General features: G+C 63.7%; 13 protein-coding genes. 2 read left to right on the top strand and 11 right to left on the bottom strand.

Going from position 1 to position 16,693, the window contains the following annotated elements:
- Positions 1-7: 7 nt before the first annotated feature.
- The 7 genes from NUH88_RS14615 to NUH88_RS14585 form a co-directional block, all read right to left on the bottom strand.
- Positions 8-1,792: a hypothetical protein gene (locus NUH88_RS14615; RefSeq protein ID WP_257767145.1), complete on the bottom strand. Its 1,785-nt coding sequence runs from the start codon at positions 1,790-1,792 to the stop codon at positions 8-10.
- A complete protein-coding gene (locus NUH88_RS14610) occupies positions 1,777-3,666 on the bottom strand; it encodes a heme-binding protein (RefSeq protein WP_257767144.1) in 1,890 nt (629 codons plus the stop codon). The genes NUH88_RS14615 and NUH88_RS14610 overlap by 16 nt, the downstream gene beginning before the upstream one ends.
- A 16-nt stretch (positions 3,667-3,682) precedes the next feature.
- Positions 3,683-4,129 (bottom strand): hypothetical protein, encoded by a 447-nt coding sequence (locus tag NUH88_RS14605; protein WP_257767143.1) that lies wholly within the window; start codon positions 4,127-4,129, stop codon positions 3,683-3,685.
- A complete protein-coding gene (locus NUH88_RS14600) occupies positions 4,126-5,844 on the bottom strand; it encodes a hypothetical protein (protein WP_257767142.1) in 1,719 nt (572 codons plus the stop codon). The genes NUH88_RS14605 and NUH88_RS14600 overlap by 4 nt, the downstream gene beginning before the upstream one ends.
- A gap of 7 nt (positions 5,845-5,851) precedes the next feature.
- Positions 5,852-6,679, bottom strand: coding sequence for a hypothetical protein (locus NUH88_RS14595; protein WP_257767141.1), 828 nt, complete (start codon positions 6,677-6,679; stop codon positions 5,852-5,854).
- Positions 6,680-6,681: 2 nt separating this feature from the next.
- Complete coding sequence (locus NUH88_RS14590) at positions 6,682-9,075, bottom strand: cyclic nucleotide-binding domain-containing protein (RefSeq protein WP_257767140.1); 2,394 nt, start codon at positions 9,073-9,075, stop codon at positions 6,682-6,684.
- 166 nt (positions 9,076-9,241) lie between these two features.
- Positions 9,242-9,973, bottom strand: a complete 732-nt coding sequence (locus NUH88_RS14585; RefSeq protein ID WP_257772222.1) for a prepilin peptidase — start codon at positions 9,971-9,973, stop codon at positions 9,242-9,244.
- 108 nt (positions 9,974-10,081) lie between these two features.
- Here NUH88_RS14585 and NUH88_RS14580 point away from each other — a divergent pair, with 108 nt between their 5' ends.
- Positions 10,082-10,435 carry a tetratricopeptide repeat protein gene (locus NUH88_RS14580; protein ID WP_257767139.1) on the top strand — a complete coding sequence of 118 codons (354 nt, stop codon included), beginning with the start codon at positions 10,082-10,084 and terminating at the stop codon, positions 10,433-10,435.
- A gap of 71 nt (positions 10,436-10,506) precedes the next feature.
- A complete protein-coding gene (locus tag NUH88_RS14575; protein WP_257767138.1) occupies positions 10,507-11,826 on the top strand; it encodes a multiheme c-type cytochrome in 1,320 nt (439 codons plus the stop codon).
- 47 nt (positions 11,827-11,873) lie between these two features.
- Here the strand turns inward: NUH88_RS14575 and NUH88_RS14570 are convergent, their stop codons facing one another.
- The 4 genes from NUH88_RS14570 to NUH88_RS14555 are packed head-to-tail and all read right to left on the bottom strand — an operon-like array spanning position 11,874 to position 16,693.
- On the bottom strand, positions 11,874-12,953 hold the full coding sequence (locus tag NUH88_RS14570; RefSeq protein ID WP_257767137.1) for a hypothetical protein: 1,080 nt from the start codon (positions 12,951-12,953) through the stop codon (positions 11,874-11,876).
- Positions 12,954-12,960: 7 nt separating this feature from the next.
- Positions 12,961-14,100: a zinc-dependent alcohol dehydrogenase family protein gene (locus tag NUH88_RS14565; protein WP_257767136.1), complete on the bottom strand. Its 1,140-nt coding sequence runs from the start codon at positions 14,098-14,100 to the stop codon at positions 12,961-12,963.
- Positions 14,097-16,175: a type II secretion system secretin GspD gene (gene gspD / locus NUH88_RS14560; protein WP_257767135.1), complete on the bottom strand. Its 2,079-nt coding sequence runs from the start codon at positions 16,173-16,175 to the stop codon at positions 14,097-14,099. Before gspD ends, NUH88_RS14565 begins: the two co-directional genes overlap by 4 nt.
- Positions 16,172-16,693: a type II secretion system protein, XpsN-like gene (locus tag NUH88_RS14555; protein ID WP_257767134.1), complete on the bottom strand. Its 522-nt coding sequence runs from the start codon at positions 16,691-16,693 to the stop codon at positions 16,172-16,174. Before NUH88_RS14555 ends, gspD begins: the two co-directional genes overlap by 4 nt.

Below are 16,693 nucleotides of genomic sequence, written 5' to 3'. Positions count from 1 at the left end.
GCTCCCGTCAGTAGGTCAGGATCAGGTTCGCGAGAACCGTGTAATACATATCGTCGTCGCCATTCTGCTCGCCGTAGAGGTCCTTGATGCCCTGCCCGGCGAACAGAGCCGCGCCGGAAAGCCGGAAGACGATGTTCTGGGAAAAGAACGGCCGATAGATCAGCGCGGCGGAAAGGTCCCAGCCGATGTCCCGCGAGATGTCCTGCTGGTTGCGCGCGACCTCGAGCACGGCGGTCTCGTCGAACTGCATGTAATTGAGGTTCGTCGAGAGCCGGAGCTCCGGCAAAATGTCGAAATCGGCGCCCGCGCCGATCAGACGGAAACCCGGATTGGCGAAATTGGACTGACCGTGCTCCTTCGAGCCCCGGAGGGACGGGAGCATGGCGTTACGGTTCGAGAGCACCACACCGCCGCCGCCGATCAACGGGATTGCCTGACGAATCCAGTAGTTGGTGTCCGATCCGGCGATCTGCGGGTTCTCGAAGATCGCGTCGAAACCGGTATGGGTTCCGTCGAACGGATCGTCGTCGCCGCTGGCATAGACGAGCGAGCCGCGGAGCCGAACCCAGTCGAAATCCACCGACGGCTCTGCCGCCGCGAAGAAGGCGCTGACATCGACATCCTCGTTGGTGAAGGTGCTGTTCCGGTCATTGCCGAACGCGTAATAGAACGAGGTCGTCAGGTTCAACCGGCCGAAATGCCCGTCGCCGTTATAGCCGAGATAGCCGATGTCGTAATTCCGCCCGCGCTCCGCTCCGAAGGATGACGGGCGCTGGATGAAATTGTTGTTGTCGAAGAAGAAATCGTCACCTTCCCGGTTCCGGTTATAGACACCGGTAACCTGGCTTTGGAAGCCGAGCGATGGGAAATCCTGCCAGTAGAGATTGGCGATGAAGACGTCGTCCTCGCGCAGTTTGCGGTCGACGTCGTTGAGCCCGCTGTTGGTGTCTTTTTCAAGCCGCCGGAACCAGGCCAGATTGTACTGGTAGATGTTGTTGTCCCGGTCACCGAAAAAGCGCACGCCGAGCTGGTTGTCCTGAAAAAGGAAGCCACGGAAATCGGTTGAGAAAGGCTGGATGCCGACGCGAACGGAGTCGAAATCGTAACGGTCCGAGACATTGCGGATATGGTAGTCGACGAAGGCTTCCTGCAGCGCGAAATGCGTGTCCGTCCGCTCCGTACCCTGGCGCGGATCGGCATAAAGCACACGGCGCTCCTGAACGTCCGCGTAGTTGTAGTTGATAACCGGCGTCAGCCGGAACTCGAGATCCGGCGGCTTGTAAGCGGTGTCTCCCTTGATCAGCGACGCGCTGAAGATGAAATTCTGATTGAAGATGAACTGGTCCGCATCGCCGAACAGGTCGTAATCGCCGGCATCGTCGGAGGACTGAATGCCGACCGGAGTCGGCACGCTGCGCGGTTCTGCGACGGTGTCTGAGATCGCCAGAATATTGATGAACCAGTCCTTGGTCCCGAAGAGCGGCCGGTCTCCCTTGATCGGGTTCCGGTTATAGGGATCGAGAATGGATTCCTCGACCCCGACCGCCTCGATCAGCCGCCAACGGTCCGGAATCGGGGCGATATTCGAGGGATCCTTTCGGGTCGGCGGAGCCACCCGGCGCTGGATCGCGGAAGAAAGCGGCTTCCGCTCCTCGATTTCCGACGGCGGTGTTGCACCCGGGCGCTGGCGTTCAACCGTCTGCGCCGCGAGATCAGGTGCAAAGCCGCAAGCGCTCGCCAGCAGCGCGCCCAGCAACAGGCGGCGAAATGCGCCGGTCATTTGCCGTTGCATGGCGTCTGCTCCCCGGAGTCCAGGAACGGCGCGAACGGGCAGGAGACATAACGCAGTCTGGTGCCTTGCGGGACCAGATTGTCCGCCCGGATGCCTTTCGGCGCATTTCCGACGCCAGTGCCGAGTTCGATTCCCGCATTGTGCAGGCCGAGGAAGGAAATCATGTCGTCCTGATCGACGCCGTCACCCGAGACGCCAATGCCTCCGACCAGCGTAGCCCCGCGATAGATCGGCACGCTGCCGGGGAAAATCTGGAACCCGTTCGCCATCCGGCTTTTCCCGGTCTCCGCCTGAAGCGGCAGGTTGGAACAGTTCTGCGCGGTGTCCACGGCGCTGGTGCCGAGCAGGAAGGACCGGTGCGTGACGACATTGGCGGCGATCGCGTCCAGCTGCAGCCCGGTATTGAAGGGGCTCCAGAGACTGATCGGCTGGCTGAAAGGTCCGTTGGCGGCGCCGTCGATACCGTCCGGGAAATAAGGTCGGGAAAGATTCCCGCCGGACCGGTCGGCGAAGGCGGTACCGTCCGTGAGCGCGGTCGGCCCGATGAAGGCCTGAGCGGCGGACACATATGTTGCAAGCCCACCGGAAATCAGTTCCGTCGCCGCGGTGGTGCTGGAGAAGAAGGCCGCCGTTCGGGCTTTCTGCAGAGAGACGTCCGTGCCGAAGACCGGTCCGTCCGGCGTCCGCACGATACCGAGAATATCGCCGTTGGTATCGACCACGGAAATCGTCACCTGGGCATGGCTTCCGAGCGGCCGCCGGATCTGTGCGCGAGCCCGGAACGCGATCGAAAGCGCGTTACGCAGGATGGCCTGAACCTCCACGGCGGTCAGCGCGTCGGCCGTCCCTTCCGTGCCGGCCTTGGGCGCAAAGCGCGCCTGGTTCGCGGTGTCGACCAGCACATAGGCGTCCAAGCTGCCGAACACGCCGCTGGTATCCTGGCGATACCCGCTCGCGGCGTCCCCGAAGGCGGTCCCGGAGCGGATGGTTCCGTCGAAATAGGTGTTCAAAGTGAGGAGCGAGCCGACCGACGCGGAAAGCGAGTCGAAGGACGGCGCCGCATTTGGCGTCGAGCGCAGGGACTCGGTTCCCCGGTCGGTAAAGCGGAAAGTCTTGCCTTCCACCGTAATCCGGTTGCCCCGGATATCGACCGGCGCCTCGAAACCGACGGTTCCCGCGACCGCGATCAATTCGTCGTTGTCGCTGTCGACATCGCCGACATTGAGGTCGACAGAGTAGATCCCGTCCGAAATCACGCCGATCGCCCCGACCGGCTCATTGTTCTTGTACAGCGGAATCCCGCCGGGATCGCCCGCGAGGCCGAGCGGCGAGCGTTTCGGGCCTACGGTCACCGCCGCGCTATTCGTGGCGATCACAAGATCGGAGCAGGGGAGCTGGCTCAGCTGCACGCCGAAGAGCGGGCCGCTTGGCGCAAATCGCTCGCGAGGATTGAAATGATCCTGAATGATCTGGCTTGCCGTGCGGGTCGTGAAGGCATTTCCGCGCGAGGAAAGGTACGCTCCGGTCACTGCTTTCGCGAGGGCGGCGACCCGCCCCGGCACGAAAGTGCCCTCAAGACCGCCCTTGGACGCGTCCCCGGACGTGATCTTCACGCATCCCGAAGGACAGTCGGACGCCGATCCGTCCAACTGTGTATTGGCACCGCTCATGGTATAGAGCGCGAGAGCATTGCCGACCCGGTCGACGACCGCAATCGATGCCGGCGCACCTCGGGCCTGGGCTTCCTGGATCGCCTGGGCGAGCACCTGCTTGACTTCGGCGACCGACAGGCTTTCCGCCGCGATGACCGGATGTGCGGCGCCGAGGCCGCAGAGCAGCATACCGGTCCCGAGAGCTCGAATAATTCTCCTCATCCCCCCGCATATCCCCCTAATGCGTGCCTGGGTGAACCAGTTCAACCACCCCGAACTTGAAGGCCGATGCCGTTTCGTAGGAGATGGTCAGACGGATCGGGAACAGTTCGCCGCTGAGGTCCTCGTCCTTGAAGGCCTTGACTTTCATCACCCCGGCGGCGACCTGCGCATGATTGTCGATCAGACTGCCGAGCTGCCCGTCCCACGGCACCCAATATCCGAGATTGGTCCGCTGCAACGCGTCGCCGTCGCCGGTCCGGGCGGTGACGTAACTCGCCGTCGGCCTGTCTCCATTGAGCGCAATCTCGAACTCAAGCGTGACGGAACCGCTGTCCACCACGATCGGCGGGAGGCGTTCACCCGCTTCGCTGAGGCTTACCGGATCCGCCGCAGCGACGGCCGGGGCAAGGATAAGTGCGGAGAGTATGGCAACGATTCCGCAATACGAGCGCCAGTTCGTCATTTGGCCGCAGTCTCCCTCGCCGGATGCATTGGCGGCATCTCGTCCAGATGGAAAGCATGACAGGTTACGCAGGGACTGGGTACCCGGTCCGAGGCCGCCTCGCCGCCATGGCAATCCCGGCAGACAGCGATCTTCGGCAAAAGCACGTCCGAGCTTTCCATCGAGTCCGCGGCGACGTGACAATCGGAACAGACAACGTCCTTGTGCGCACCGTGGTCGAAGCGGGCTTTCGGGAACCAGTGCTTGGCGACTTTCGCCGGCTCGACCGAAAGCTGATCCGGCGGACCGTCCGTGTTGGTCAGCACGTGGCAGCTTCCGCACTGGCTCTTCGAGAACAGATAACGGGCCGCCCAATCGGCCTTTTCCCGTGACCATGCGAGCGCCTCAAGCCGCTCCGGAGTGCTCAGCGGGGTTCCAGGCCGGCGCCGCACCACGGCGGGCGCCTCCAGTTCCTGAACACCGCCTTCTAGAGCTCGGGCGGCATAGAATTCCTGCAGCTCTCGATAAACCTGACCCGGCTTGCCGTGCGAGACGGTCCGCTTCGGCGCATCCTTGTCGAAGGTGAGTCTGTGGCAATCGCCGCAATGTGTCTCCATGGCAACCGGCTGCATCAGCGCCTTGCCGGCTTCCGGCACATGGCAGCTCGCGCATTCCAGCTGGGTGTTCAGACCAGTCTCAGGATCCTTCATCTTGGTCGGATCGAGATGCGTTTTGTGCGGGAACCGGAGATTGGACACTTCCTTCGGTGAATCGTCGAGACTAACGCGGCTGGTCTTGCCGGCGCTGGGCTCGGTCCAGACGGTCGCCTTGAACTGCGGATGCGCGGTACCGAAATCGGCGGCATTGATCAGCTGCGTTTCGGGCCACTGCTGGTCGAGCCCGCCATGACAGGAGGCGCACAGGCGCTGCTTTTCGGAGCGGATCTGCTTCGGCCCGTTATGTTCGGTATGACAGGTCGCGCAACGCGTATCGGAAATGCCGGTTGCCGCGGAGGCTTCCGGCATCGCATGAGCGTGCTGTCCGGTATGGCAGGACGCACAGGCCTCATCCTCAACCATGACGAACGGCTTCTTGTGGCAGGCAGTGCAATTGTCAGCGAAGAACTTGTGCGAGTTCATCATCTCGCCCGGAAGCCAGCTGATGTCGAACGACATCGCATGCCCCTGCGCCATCGTCGCCCCGGCCGAAGCGGCGGGTTGCTGCTCCGGCGCCGCGTCCTCCGCCGGCGCGAAGAACGGCCAGGCGACGGGCAACGCAAGGAACAGCACCAGGATGGCGAGCGACATCACCCAAGCGAACTTGCGCTTGCCGAGCCCGGATTCCGAAACGGACAGGCAAGACCTCCGGCGCAACTCCTCAAGGTCGTCGCCCAGCGGCTGCGTCAATTCATGGGTCAGCGCGAGATCGAGGCCCTCCGGGGGCTCTTCCACGACGATTTCGTATGGTCCGACCCCGAGCGTGTCGCCGGTCTTGAGATGTGCGGTCCGGGTGACCGCCCCGTTGAGGCGCAGGTCGACCGATCCGACCGCTTCCACGAAGAGGCCGTCATTGCCGAGATGAATCGCGCCGAGATGCAGGGGAACCCGCGGATCCGGAAGGTAGATCTCGTTGTCGCTGCCGCGCCCGATCCGCAGGACCTCGGCCGAGACCAGCTCCTCCTTGCGACCGATTCCGCCCTTGGCCCGGCGTGTCAGCGTGGTGATCCGTGCATCCATGATCCGGTCACCAGTAGTAGAAGACGGAGAAGATGTGTGCGGTCAGCGCCGCCAGGAGCGCGAAGGACAGCGGCACATGCAGATGCAGCCAGATATCCATCAGCGCCTTCAGCTGGATGTCCCGCCGAACGGTAGCCAGCAGCGAGCACTTCTTGCCGATTAGCGTGATCAGCTTGCGCACCGCGGGTCCGTCGCCGGCGGAGACATTGGTGCTCATCTGCCGCAATTCCTCGAAGGCCTCGGCCGAGGCGCATCTCCGGTCGCGGCCGGAAAGCTGTCTCCAGCAGGATCCGCCGATCCGAGTCTCGTTGCAGGATTTCATCACCTGCGCCGTGATCTCGTCGGGCAGATTGCCGGCAACTTGCCGGCATTCCCGATCGATATCGCTGATCTGGCTCAGGTACTCGTCGACCGCCTGTCCGCGCCGGTTCTCCGTCATCAGGCGCGGGTAACGGGCATAGGCATAGATCCCGAAGGCCCCGCTCGCGATCACCAGCATCATCAGCACATAGGCCAGCGTATGAACGTTCCAGCCGAGCTGGAACCCGGTATGCAACGTGCCGACGACGATCAGGCTGAGCCCAAGATAGACATGGGCCGAAAGCCAGGCACGCAGGCGGAAGGCACCGCCATAGCGGCGCTTGCGAATGCCGAACCACATTAGCCAGAGGATGAGCAAGGCGCCGATCGTACCGAGCCCGTAACCGAGCCAGGTACCGCCGCTCTGCACATCAAGCGGGTCGTAGATCGCGTAGGCAACCGCTGAAGTGATGCAAAGCGCACTCGCCCATTTGAAGAACTTGAAACGGTCGTGAACCAGGAACCCCTCGTGCATCCCTACCTCCCGAACCGTGCGAGATTGGTGATGGAGAGAAACTCCTCCGGCTTGACACGCACCGCCGCCCCGGTCGGGCAGGCACTGACGCAGGAAGCGCCGCCGGTGACGTCCTTGCACATATCGCATTTGACCGCGGACTCGCGGGCGCCGTCCGGCTTGACCATCGGCCGCTTGTCCTCACCCGGCCCGGGACCGGCACCGAAGAACAACCAGGACAGGAGCCCGGGTTTCTCCGGCCGCGGATAAGCCATCTGGATCACGTTGTACGGACAGTCGCGCGCGCAGTTGCCGCAGCCGATGCATTTGTCGTCGATGAAGACCTCGCCATCCGGTGCGCGATGGATCGCATCCGCGGGGCAATCCGCCATGCAGTGCGGGTGTTCGCAATGCCGGCAGGAGGTCGGGACATGCAGCGTGCCGAAAGTCGGTCCCGCTTCCCGGTTCAGCCGGGAGACGCCGCCGTGGGTCTCCGCGCAGGCCGTCTCGCAATTGTCGCAGCGCACGCAGAGACTCTCGTCGATCAGCAGGATGTCTGTCGCCTCGCCAACTCCCTGGGTCACCAGGAAATCGATGATGTCGCCGGATTCCGGGCGCGTCTCGGTCTCGACATTCTCGACCAGCCTGTCCTGGAAACGGGCTTCGATCTGCCGCCTGAGATCCGGCTCCCGTTCGATCAAACGCTTGAAGGCGCCCGCATCGATCTTGATCGCTTCCGAGGCCACCGTCGCTTTCACCGTTGCAGACCGCGGCGTGTTCCCCAACAGCGCCATCTCGCCGATATAATTCCCGGCCGGGATGTAGGAGAGCACGATGTCACGGCCGGCAATGCGCCGGGAAACCGTCATCGAGCCAGTCCGGATCAGATACACGTCGTTGCTCGTCTCGCCTTCGGAGATGACGGTATCGCCGGCCGAGAAACTCTCGATCTCCGCCGTCTCGACCACTTCCTGCAACATCTCCGGATCGATGTTCGGCGCCAGATGCGTCTGGATCTGGCGCGTCATCGCGGCCTGGTCCAGCACGCGGCGGGCAGCCGGGACCGAGTTGATCAAACGCAGCATCGCGCGGCGCGGCGTCTCTACCAGGAAGCACTGTTCGCTGGCCACGATCGTCGCGGTCCGGCGGCGCCCGGCGATCAGGCCCATCTCGCCAAAGAATGCGCCCGTTCCGAGCGTCACGACCTCGCGCGGATCCTTCGGATTGATCTGAACGTCGACCGCGCCGTTCACGATGGAATAGACGCTGTTGGTGTAGTCGTTGCGCTCGAAGATCATGTCGCCCGGCTGCTTCAGATGCACCGTACTGTCGATCATGAACTCACGCAGCTGCAGCACCGTCATCGAGGAGAGCAGCGGCACGTTGGACTGGATCGCGCCGAGTACGTCCTCGACCTTGACGTTGCCGAGCGCGCGGAATTTTTCTTCCAGCAGCGGCTCGTCAGCCGGCTTCACCTCATTGCCGATGATCGTCTCGACAACCTCGTAACCCTGGTTCATCGCCAGCTTGATCAGCGGGTAGCCCGCCAGCGCTCCGATGACGTAGAGGCCCGGTACCGAGGATTCGTAGGTCTGCGAGAGCTCTGGCAACGCCGAGGGATCGTCGCTCGAAAACTTGATACCGCAGCCCTCGACGAACTTGCGCGGAGGATTGGCGCCAAGACGCGCGATGATCCGGTCGCAAGCGACCTCGGTCTCCCCCTCGGGCACCTTGAGAGTCAGCTTGCCCGGCTCAACACTCGCCGGAGAGGCATTGTAGAAGCATTCGATCGTGCCGCTCTCGATCGCTTCGGTGATGAGCGAGAGGTTACCCGGCTTGGCCCGCGCGAATTCACCGCGCCGGTTGACGATGACCACGTTGTTCTGGACCGCGAGGCCGATCGCGTTCTCGATCGCCGCGTCGCCGGCACCGACCACGACGATGGTCTCGTCCTCATATTCGAGCGGATCGTCGAGCTGGTACTGGACCTTTTCCCACTCCGAGCCCGGCACACCGAGCTTGCGGAGATTGCCTTGCAGGCCGATCGACAGCACCACATGGCCTGCGGAAACCGTCTCGCCGCCCGCAAGCGTCACTGTGAAATCGCCTTTTTCGCCGCTGATACCGGTCACTTCCGCTTTGTAGCGGACATTGACCCCGAGGCTTTCCAGCTCCCGGTCCCAGGCGCCGAGAATGTCCTCCCGGACACCGGCCTCGAAGCTCATGTCGCTTCTGAGCGGCATGATGTCCGGCGTCGCCATGACGAACTTTTTTTTCTGATACTTGAAAATCGTATCGGCGGCGTGATCGGTCCGCTCAAGCAATAAGTGTGGAATGCCCCGCTCGGCAGCGCGGCCGGCAGCACTCAGCCCGGCAGGCCCGGACCCCACGATCACGATTTCATAGCGATCCGTCACAAGTTATCGCCAGGTTCCCAGACATATCTCTCTAGTTTCTGCGGACTATTGACTGCCCTTAAACTACCAACGGACGATATGCGTTTCCTCACATACTGTCAAAGTTCAGTTTTTTGAAAACACATGAGAATTTGGCTCGAAAGGCATTCGAGATAAGGCAAGTCCTTCACGCACCGGCGAGCCACAGGACCCATCCGGCCAGAGCCAGAAACGGACCGAAGACAATTCTCGCATGACGAGAAATACGCCTTCCGGAGACCGCCCTCACGAACAACACGGCGAGCGCACTTGCCGAAGCGACAAGGAGCAACCCGGGCAACGCTCCGGCGCCCAGCCACGCTCCGAGGCCGGCGACGAGCTTCACATCCCCCATGCCGAGCCCTTCACGGCCACGCAACTGCCTGTACGCCGCGGAGACCGCCCAGCCCCCCGCACCGCCGAGGATCACGCCCAACGCACTTTCCGAAAAGTCGACGCGCTCAAGCCAAGCCGAAACTGCCAACCCCGCGACGATCAATGGCAGGGTAACGACATCCGGCAACCGTCCGGTCCGAGCATCATGGGAGGCGAGAAAGACAAGTGCGGTTCCGAGAGCAAGACCGCAGGCCGCTTCGAGAGTCAGTAGCCATCCCGCGACCCAGAGCGCGCTGACACACATGGCCACTGTCGCGGCTTCCATCATCGGATGAAGTGGATCGATGCGCGCTCCGCAATCTCCACAGCGCCCCCTCAACACAAGGAATCCGAGAATGGGCAGCAAAGCATATGCGGGCACAATGGCCCCGCATGTGGGACAACTCGAACGTACAGCTCCAAACACAGAAACCTGCCGCGCCGCTCTGGAAACGCATGTCGCAAGGAAACTGCCGATTGCCGCCGCAGCCAGCAGCAGAAACACAAAGTGCACTAGCTGTTCGCCAAACAAAAAATCCGCGCTCCCGGCGACCCGCCTCTTGTCACCCGCGAGTTTAAGGTGTGAAACTCCCCGTAACGAATGAGGCGGACCATGTCGAGAAACGATACGCTAGCACTTCTCTTTGCGAGTGCCGCGGCTTGCTCCGTCTTTGTGGGCGCCGGTGTATGGATGGCGGAATCACCATCAAAGATTGTGGCGGTTCCAGCAGTTGAATCGGTCGTGTCGCCCGAAACGCGGATAGAAGATCTGCTGACCTACCTTCGGGGATCACCACGCGACGGCGATGCCCTGAAGCGGCTTGGAGCCCTCTATACCGAAACCGGCCAATTGAAAGAAGCCGTGTCGGCCTACGTCTCGGCCTCGATCGAACGACCCGGGGATACTGAAATAAAGCGTGCATTGATTGAACTGCAGGCGCGGGCGCAGCAAAAAGGGAAACACTAGCCGGGTATCGTCGACCGCAAAGAGTCGAAGAACCTGACAAGAACAAACGGATGGGGAGATCCGGAGAGATTATGCTGAAGCGAATTATCATCACAGGGTCCATCGCGCTCCTGGCATTCGCCGCCGGACCGCGGGAATCATCTGCCACTCCCGACCTGCCTCAATACAGGTCCGACGTCCATGTGGGGGTCACCTCTTGCGCCGGCAGCACGTGCCATGGTGCCGCGACACCCTTCGAGAAATCGGTCGTCCTTCAGAACGAATACGTGACCTGGTCGCAGAAGGACAGTCACGCCAAGGCATATACGGTGCTCATGAACGACGCCTCAAAGCGGATCGCGGCAAATCTCGGGCTTGCGAACGCGCATGAGGCGGATATTTGCCTCGATTGCCACGCTGACAATGTTCCCGCGAACATGCGCGGGCAGGTATTTCAGATTTCCGACGGCGTCGGGTGCGAAGCCTGCCATGGCGGCTCGATACGATGGCTCGGGCAACATGTCGGGGTGCGCGACCATGCCAAGAACGTGGCGGCCGGAATGTATCCGCTCGAAGATCCGGTGAAGCGCGCCGAACTCTGCCTCTCCTGCCATTTCGGGGACGACAACAAGTTCGTGACACACCGCATCATGGGCGCCGGTCACCCGCGTATGAGTTTCGAACTGGACACCTTCACCGCGATCCAGCCGGCGCATTACGTGATCGACGACGATTACCGCAAACGCAAGCAGGTGGCGAACGGCATGCAGACCTGGGCTATCGGCCAGGCCATCGCGCTGGAACGCCGCGTCGATGCCCTGCTCGATCCGAAACGCGGCATGGACGGGATCTTTCCGGAACTGGTCCTGTTCGACTGCCAGGCCTGCCATCATTCGCTTACCGAACCGCGTTGGCAGGCGCGTCCGAGCACGGGCCTCGGCCCGGGTGTCGTCCGTTTCGACGATTCCAACCTGCTCATGCTGCGGGTCCTGGTGACCGCGCTCGATGCCGAGAAAGGCGCGACGCTTGCGCGGCAGACGACCGCCCTGCACAAGGCCAGCACGGAAAGCGTCGAGGCCTTCCATACAGCGGCGAAGGCACTGAAGGAAACAACCGGCGATCTCGTCGCCATGTTCTCGGGCCACAGCTTCGGCAGCGGGGATATCGCCAAGCTGCTGGCCGGTCTCCTTGGCGAAGCGAAAAGCGCGGAATATTCCGATTATGCCGGCGCCGAGCAGGCGCTGATGGGAATCAGCGCGGTGGTCTCGGCGGCAGCCGAGATGGGCATGAAGGATGTCGCGGAAACGGCACAGGATCCGCTCGCCAAGGCATTCGCTGCCCTCGCCAAATACGATGCCTGGGATTACGCGGCGTTCCGCAGCGCCGTCGAGTCGATTCCGGTTCCGAACTGAAGACAGGGCGCCGCCGCCTCCCCGCGGCGGCGCCTGGATCTTTCAGCCTATTGCTGGCTGACCGTCAGGCCGAACGGGCCGGTTCCGGCACAGCAATGCCGCACCTCAAGCGTGTAGGATCCCGCCTCCAGATCGGCCTCAAGGGCGAAATTGTAGCCGTCGCCCCCGTCGTCATCCCGCGCCACGACAGTTCCGTCACTTGCCCATAGCACGGCCTCGACATCGCTCGGCCCGGTCGAGGTCACGGAAATCTGCCCGCCCTCGGAGACCGGCACCGTGTAGCGCATGATCTCGCCGCTTGATGCGATCGCCGCGGTCACGCCGTCCTGCAGCGGTACCGCCGCCGTCTGGACCGGTTCGTCGGCCGTCGCCGCCTCCCTTGCCATACCGTCCCGGACGGTCACTTCGCGCTCCGAGACCGGCCGGAAATACCGGCCCTCGCGGAACCCGAGCACGAACTGTCTGCTGCCTGTACCGATCGATGCCGGCGACACTGCCGCGCTCACACCACCGCTTTCGCCACTATCGGTCCGCACCTTGAGCCCCTTCGTGCCGACCGCAATATCGGCGTCATCGAACTGCAGCGTCCGAACCTCTCCCGGCGACAGGATGACGGGAGAGATCTCATCCAGGAGCACGCGGTCGAGTGCCGAGGACAAGGCCGCAAGCGACGCATTGGGCGAAGCCGAGCGGGCAGCGGAGGTGAGACTCTCCGCCACCGTCCCGCTGCGGATCAGCAGCAGGCGGAGGAGATCCGAAAGCGCGGCATCGCGCGAGTCGAACCATCGCCCGGGGGCGCCGGAAACGGCGATGAAAAAGCGTCCGCCATCACGCCGGAAATGCAGACGACCGTCCGGTTTCTCACCGCCCAGCTGGCGATAGAGATCGTAGATCGCAAGGCAGCTTTCCGCCCATTCCCTGTCGCCGGCTCCGTACGGTTGACCGCCCTCGCCGCCGGCGAGATCCGCCTCCGGATCGTAGAATATCAGCGTGCCGAGCGCGGTCTCCCGACTCTCCGCTCTCTCCAGCACGGCCGCCGCCCCTTCCCGGATGGTGGCCGCCGGGGCTGGTCCTACCATCGCCAGGACCAGCATGCCGCCTGCCAGAAGGAGAGACGCCGCGCGCATCGCCGCCTCAGGCCGCCGCGTGAGGGGTCAGGATCTGCCGGATCGCGGAACCGTCGGCGAGCCGGTCGAAGCCTTCATTGATATCCTCGAACCCGACCGAACGGCTGATCAGCGCATCGATCGGCAGGCGCCCCTGACGATAGAGATCGATGAAGCACGGAATATCCCGCACCGGCACGCAGCCGCCCATATAGCTGCCGCGGATCGCCTTCTCGTCGGAGACCAGTTGCGGCGGGCTGAAGGAGAACTTGCTGTCCGCCGGCGCGAGCCCCGCGATCACCAGTTCACCGCCGGTGCGGAGCAGGCTGTAGCCGGTCTCCAGAGCCGGAACCACGCCGGCGAAATCGAAGGCGAAATCGACGCCGCCCTTCGTCAGGTCGCGGACCTGCTCGGCGAGGTTCGGGTCGGCTGCGTTGAAGGTATGAGTTGCTCCAAGCTGGCGCGCCAGGCCAAGCCGGTCGTCGTTGAGGTCGATGGCGATGACGGCCCCGGCCCCGGCGACCTTCGCTCCGAGCAGGCCGTTCAGTCCGACCCCGCCTAGCCCGATTACCGCCACCGTGTCACCGGCCCGGATCCGGGCCGTGTTGAGTACGGCTCCGACGCCGGTCATCACTGCGCAGCCGAAGATCGCAGCAGTCTCCAGCGGAATATCGCTGTCGACCTTCACGCAGCTGCCCCGGTCGATCACCGCATATTCGGCGAAGCACGACACGCCCGAATGGTGTCCCAGCTCCTCGCCATTTGCCGCTTTCAGGCGCTTGCCGCCGCCCATCAGATCGCCTTTCGCCCGCGCTGCCGCGTTGACCTCGCAGATTTGCGGCCGACCTTCGAGGCAACGGCGGCAACGTCCGCAGTTGGCGCTGAACTGGAATACCACCGGGTCGCCGGGCCTCAGGTCGCGGATGCCGGGCCCGGTTTCGACCACCTCGCCCGCACCTTCGTGGCCCAACACCATCGGCAGCGGACGCGGACGCGACCCGTTGATGACGGAAAGATCGGAATGGCAGAGACCGCCACCGATAACCCGAACCAGCACCTCGCCCGCTTCCGGCTTCGAAAGCTCGATCTCCTCGACCGAAATCGGCTGCGACACCGCATAGGGCGCTTCCGCCCCGGATTGCCGCAGAACGGCCGCCCGCATCTTCATGAGTTTTCCCCCGTCTTGCCTGTTTGCTGTGCCGGTGCATTGCCGCCCGGCCCCTGGAATTGATCGATCAGTCCGCGATATTGCCGCAGCAGCGAACGCGTCGCATCGGTCGCCTCCTCGCGATTGCGGATCACCCGCGGCGTGATCAGCACGACGAGTTCGGTGCGCTGCGTGGATTTGTCCGTGGTGCCGAACAGATCGCCCACCACCGGCAACTGGTGCAGGACCGGAATGCCGGACTTGATGTCGTTCTGGAACTCGCGGATGAGCCCCGCGAGCAGCACCGTGCTGCCGCTTTCCACCGCTGCGGTGCTCACCACCCGGCGCTGCTGGATCGTCGGCGAGTCGATGTCGGAGCTGTCGGTCCGGACCACATCGCTCACCTCCTGCACGACCTCCAGCGTGACCACGCCGCTCGCCTTCACTTTCGGCGTCACGTTCAGGGTCACGCCGGTATCGCGGTACTCGATCTCGTTCACGATACGGTTGTCGTCGGTCACCGTGGCCGACGAGGTGCGGGTGACGATCGGCACCTGGTCGCCAACATGAAGCCGCGCCGTGCCGCCGTCGAGGACAAGCAGCTGCGGCGAGGAAACCACACGGACATCCGTCAGCTCGGAAAGCGCGTCGATCACGATATTGGTACTGTTCGGCCCGCCGATCGAAATTCCGAAACCGGGCGTCTGCGGCGCGACCGACGCGGTGTCCGTGCCGCGGGTGAAGATCGCACTGAACTCGCCGGTCTCGATGTAATATTGCAGGCCGTAACGCAGGTCGTCCTGCAGTGTCACCTCAAGCACCGTGCCTTCGATCAGCACCTGCAGCGGCGTGATATCGAGTTTAGCCAGAACTTCCGAGATCAGTTCATACTCACGCCCCGTCGCCCAGACCAGAATCGCATTGCTGGCGGCATCCGCATTGAAGCGCGGTCCGCTGCCGCGCGGATCGGAGGCGTTGCCACCTTCGACCGTCTTGTCTTCCGAATTGCCGGGCAACGGGGTGCCGAAGAAACTCTCGTCCTTGAAGGCCCCCTCCAACGTCTTCACCAGGGAGGCCGCCTCGCCATGCTTGACGAAATAGACGAACAGGCGCCTTTCGTCCGCGTTCGTGGTGCGGTCGAGCCGCTTGATCCAGGTCCTGGCCCGGATCACCTGCGCCTCGTCCGCGGCGATGACGAGGATCGCGTTCAGTCTGTCGATCGCGGTAAAGCGGACAATCCCGTTCGCCCCCTCGCCGCCCGCAGCGAACAGCTCGTTGAGCTCAGGGATCACCGCGTCGACGGCGGCATTGGCGAGCCCGATGATCGCGACCGAACGACCGGCAAGCCGGTCGACATCGAGCAGGCCGATCGCCCGTTCCGCCGCGCGACGCTCCGTCGCCGGCCCCGAAACCAGAACGAGATCGTCTCCCAACCCGACCGGCAGCACACGACCGGTGCGCACGAAAGGCTCCAACAGTCGGACCATCTGCGTCGCGGAGACATAGCTCAGCGAGAACACCTCGGCGCCGGAGCCCGGCCCGCCATCGGTCAGGCCGATCCCGGGACCGCCGTCCGCCCCGCCTGTGCCACGCACCACGCGCACCAGATCGCCTTCATAGATGGCCGAGAGACCGTGCGCCGAGAGCAGCCCTTCCAGCAGCACCGTCATCTGCCCGCGCGTGAGCGGCCGTGCGGTGCGCAAGGTGACCCGGCCGGTCAGGTCCGGGGGCAGGACGTAGGAGAGGCCGAGCTGGTCTCCGATGATGACTTTCAGCGCCTGTTCGAGCTCGGCGCCATCAAAGGCGACCGAGAGCGTGCCAACGGGGCGCGGGGCGGTTTCGGCGACCGGACCGGCGCCGCGCGCGGTTCCCGGATAGACTTCGTCGACCGGCTCGAGGCTGGTGGGGTCGGTGCTGGAAACCTCGGAATCGACCCGGGTCGCGGCCGGTTTCTCCCGGCCGCTATCCTCCAGCGCGTTGGAGACCGCCGGAACGTCGCGTCCGGCTTCCGGCCGGTCCTGCCCGATACGGTCGCAGGCGCCGACAGCGAAAAGGAGAACCGCACCGAGCAGAGCGAGACGGAATGTCCGGATCATTGTGTCTGCCCACCTGCGGGAAGCCAGCGGGTATTGCGTCCGGTGCCGCCGGATTTATCCTCGGCGGCGCCGTTCAACAGGTCGACGCGGGTCTCTCCCTGGGACAGGACCACGGTCTCCGTGGTGATCGTCTCGACCGTCCAGCCGTCCACGCTTTCCCCCTCGTAAAGCTGCACCGACTTGCCGCCGGGTGTTTCCAATAAAATCATATGTCTCGCCCCCGTGCTGACTATACCGGTCAGGCGATAACCGACAAGCCGCGGCGGTGCCGGCGGCGCCGCTTCGGCGACGGGAGCGGCAGGTTCCGGCCGGCGGGTGGAGCGGAAGAGCGGGCGTGCAAGTGTTTCGGGATATGCCGATCGGGGCGTAACGCGTTCCACCGGAGGCAAAGGCTCCAAGGCGGCGTCCGCCACCTCGACCGGGCGCAGCACATCGGGACCGTCAGGCAGCCACGGCAAAAGCGCGGCCGTCAGAAGCAGACCGGACAGCCCGATCCCGAAGACACGTCCCCAGCGCAT

The sequence above is a fragment of the Nisaea acidiphila genome (assembly GCF_024662015.1).
GTDB lineage: Bacteria > Pseudomonadota > Alphaproteobacteria > Thalassobaculales > Thalassobaculaceae > Nisaea > Nisaea acidiphila.
Note: the sequence above shows the minus strand (reverse complement) of the source record. Positions and strands in the feature narration are given on the sequence as shown.

Coding starts and splice junctions, on each gene's coding strand:
- gspD (WP_257767135.1), bottom strand. CDS start 16,175: ATGATCCGGACATTCCGTCTCGCTCTGCTCGGTGCGGTTCTCCTTTTC.
- NUH88_RS14605 (WP_257767143.1), bottom strand. CDS start 4,129: ATGACGAACTGGCGCTCGTATTGCGGAATCGTTGCCATACTCTCCGCA.
- NUH88_RS14615 (WP_257767145.1), bottom strand. CDS start 1,792: ATGCAACGGCAAATGACCGGCGCATTTCGCCGCCTGTTGCTGGGCGCG.
- NUH88_RS14575 (WP_257767138.1), top strand. CDS start 10,507: ATGCTGAAGCGAATTATCATCACAGGGTCCATCGCGCTCCTGGCATTC.
- NUH88_RS14595 (WP_257767141.1), bottom strand. CDS start 6,679: ATGCACGAGGGGTTCCTGGTTCACGACCGTTTCAAGTTCTTCAAATGG.
- NUH88_RS14565 (WP_257767136.1), bottom strand. CDS start 14,100: ATGAAGATGCGGGCGGCCGTTCTGCGGCAATCCGGGGCGGAAGCGCCC.
- NUH88_RS14580 (WP_257767139.1), top strand. CDS start 10,082: ATGTCGAGAAACGATACGCTAGCACTTCTCTTTGCGAGTGCCGCGGCT.
- NUH88_RS14610 (WP_257767144.1), bottom strand. CDS start 3,666: ATGAGGAGAATTATTCGAGCTCTCGGGACCGGTATGCTGCTCTGCGGC.
- NUH88_RS14600 (WP_257767142.1), bottom strand. CDS start 5,844: ATGGATGCACGGATCACCACGCTGACACGCCGGGCCAAGGGCGGAATC.
- NUH88_RS14570 (WP_257767137.1), bottom strand. CDS start 12,953: ATGCGCGCGGCGTCTCTCCTTCTGGCAGGCGGCATGCTGGTCCTGGCG.
- NUH88_RS14555 (WP_257767134.1), bottom strand. CDS start 16,693: ATGCGCTGGGGACGTGTCTTCGGGATCGGGCTGTCCGGTCTGCTTCTG.